The organism is Candidatus Cloacimonadota bacterium (assembly GCA_012516855.1).
GTDB lineage: Bacteria > Cloacimonadota > Cloacimonadia > Cloacimonadales > Cloacimonadaceae > Syntrophosphaera.
In genome coordinates this window covers 1-2,873 of the sequence record JAAYWB010000112.1, presented here as the reverse complement: position 1 = coordinate 2,873, position 2,873 = coordinate 1, and the positions used below count along the sequence as shown (strand labels likewise).

1 protein-coding gene is annotated in these 2,873 nt (G+C 49.9%); it reads left to right on the top strand.

Annotated elements, in window-relative coordinates; genetic code table 11:
• The first annotated feature begins 599 nt into the window (after window positions 1-599).
• A complete protein-coding gene (locus GX466_09245) occupies window positions 600-2,702 on the top strand; it encodes an alpha-L-arabinofuranosidase (protein NLH94380.1) in 2,103 nt (700 codons plus the stop codon).
• The last annotated feature ends 171 nt before the right edge of the window (window positions 2,703-2,873 follow it).

The following is a 2,873-nucleotide window of genomic DNA, read 5'->3' as shown; positions in this document are numbered from 1 at the left end:
TGCCATCAGAATAAACGTGAAACTCAACAAGGATTTTTCCTCGGGAATACATGAGGTAATAATTAAGTGACAGGGGGTAAACCTAGTATATCCTGTATTCCGCACTTATCCGGGACACCCACGTAAATCATTATAAATCAATGTGAACATTGCTTTTGGGTGTCCCAACGCTGAAAACAGGAAAGAGACTTATCGAACGGATGCCACGTCGAAGCTTGTTTGGAGAAACCGCATAAGAGGCTGAGTAAATGATTGGAGAAGGTAGTTGCATGGTTTTGTGATTCTGAATCAGGAGTAAAAGGCTGCTTTTTACTGGTCTTTTATGTTTTAAATAAAACGATAATAATAAATTTTAAACTCTCATGAGAAACCTGTTGTTGATTTTTACTGCTGCCATGTTCCTCTCCTCCTGTTCCGGAGGAGGGGTTCAGAACACACTGATTACCAACCCTTCGGCCGAAGAGGGAGTCGGTTCGACTGTGACCGGATGGATTGCCGAGTCCGGCAGAGGGGGCATGATTGCCTTCTATGACTACGAAGCCCATCATGGGAATCGGAGCCTGATGCTGCAGAGCAACCGGCCTTCCGGAGGCAGGTGGATGACGAAAGTTGAACTCAAGCCATGGTCTGAGTACAAATTCACCGGCTGGGTTAAGACTGAGGGGGTAGAGTCACGCGGTGGCAAAGGCGCCGGCTTCCGATTCGAAGCCTTTGATGCTGAATATACAGGCCTGACAGGAACCAATGACTGGCAAAAGATTGAATTCGTATTCAAAACCGGTAATGATGACTCGTCAATTCTCTCCTGTCTGCTCGGTCTGGACGGCCCGGCCTCGGGAAGAGCATGGTTTGATGATATGTCCCTCGAACTGCTCAGATCGGAGAACTTCAACACGGCGGTCACCATTGATGTCGCCGACAAAAAGGAATCAATGTCAGAGTATATTTACGGACAGTTCATTGAGCACCTTGGCCGTTGCATCTATGGAGGGATATGGGCTGAGATGCTTGAAGACCGTAAGTTCTGGTATTTGCCCGGTGACAGGGAATCACCATGGCAGGTTAAGGGCAAGAGGGAGCTCTTTTCGGTTGACAGGGCAAATCCTTTTACCGGTGATAAAACCCCGGTGCTGGGTGTTGATGGCAGTGGCGCTGCCGGCATTCAACAGTCAGGCCTCGGCCTCAAGCCGGATCTTGAATATGAGGGTCGGATTATTCTGAAGGCTACACCGGGTATTACTGCCGTGAAGGTCACCTTGAGCCGGGGTGAGGAGTCACAGAGTGTCACGATTGACAAGCTGGGCACTATTTTTTCTGCCTATCCGCTGAAATATCAATCCGGCGCAATGACTCACAATGCTTCCTTGACTATCGAGCCGGAGGGCAACGGAAAGGTGTGGGTAGGCACTGCCAGCCTGATGCCATCAGACAATATAGAGGGATTCCGTTCAGACGTCATAGCGCTGCTGAAGGAGCTCAACGCACCGGTATATCGCTGGCCCGGGGGCAATTTTGTCAGCGGCTATAACTGGAAGGACGGCATAGGTGACCGAGACAGGAGACCACCGCGCAAGAACCCGGCATGGCAGGGTGTGGAGCACAATGACGTGGGCCTTCATGAATTCATTTCCTTCTGCGAAATACTGGGTACTGAACCTTACATTGCAGTTAACGCCGGACTGGGTGATTCAAAACAGGCACGCGAGGAGGTTGAGTACTGCAACGGCTCCGCCGAAACGCCTATGGGCAGACTCAGGGCTGCCAACGGCCATCCTGAACCATGGAATGTGAAATGGTGGTCAATAGGTAATGAGATGTATGGTAACTGGCAACTGGGGCACATGTCAACTGAGGATTTTGTCAGAAAGCACAATGCATTCGCCGATGCAATGAGAAGCGTTGACCCTGACATCAAGCTCATTGCCGTGGGCGAGCTGGGCGACTGGGACCGGATGGTGCTTACAAACTGCTCGGAAAGCATGGACCTGATCAGCGAGCACTTTTATCGTCAGGACTGGCATGGAGGAGGGCTCATGACCCACGTGAAGCAGATCCCCGATGCAATCAGGGAGAAGGCTGAAGCCCACCGTCAGTACAGGAAGGAGATACCCCAGCTTGAAGGTAAGGATATCCGTATATGCATGGATGAGTGGAACTACTGGTACGGCCCCCATATCTACGGAGAGCTGGGAACACGCTACTTCATGCGTGATGCCATGGGTATTGCTGCCGGTCTGAACGAGTATTCAAGGCAGAGTGACATGGTTTTCATGGCAAACTATGCTCAGACAGTCAACGTAATAGGATGTATAAAAACCAACACAACAAGTTCAATCCTTGATGCCACCGGACAGGTGCTCAAGCTTTACAGGCAGCAGTTCGGTACAATACCTGTTGCGGTCAGCGGCGAAACGAGGCCTGTTGATATTGCAGCCACGCTTGACAGCGAAGGCCAGACAGTGACAATCTCTGTTGTCAATGCCACCCGGGACAAAGTGAAAATCCCTGTCACCCTGCTAAACGGCACTGTTACCGGTGAGGGTGAGCTCTGGCAAGTCACGGCACCTGATATCATGGCCACCAACGAACCCGGAAGGCCTGAAAATGTGAAGATAACAGGTCCGGCCTCCGTACCGTCAGTAGGTGAACTGACCGTCGGGCCGGCAAGTATTAATCTGTTCGTCTTCAAACTAAAGAACTGACAGTCAGGTGACGCGGTGAAAACTGAATCTTATGGTATGTAAAAAAGAACGGAACGCTATCTGAAAAAGGAAAACAATCTCAGATTGCCCAACACACCGGGGCACAGATAAGAGTTAGCAATGATATATTGGTGAATACAAATAATTAATAATCTTAAAAAGAGAACAGGT

Coding starts and splice junctions, on each gene's coding strand:
- GX466_09245 (NLH94380.1), top strand. CDS start 600: ATGACGAAAGTTGAACTCAAGCCATGGTCTGAGTACAAATTCACCGGC.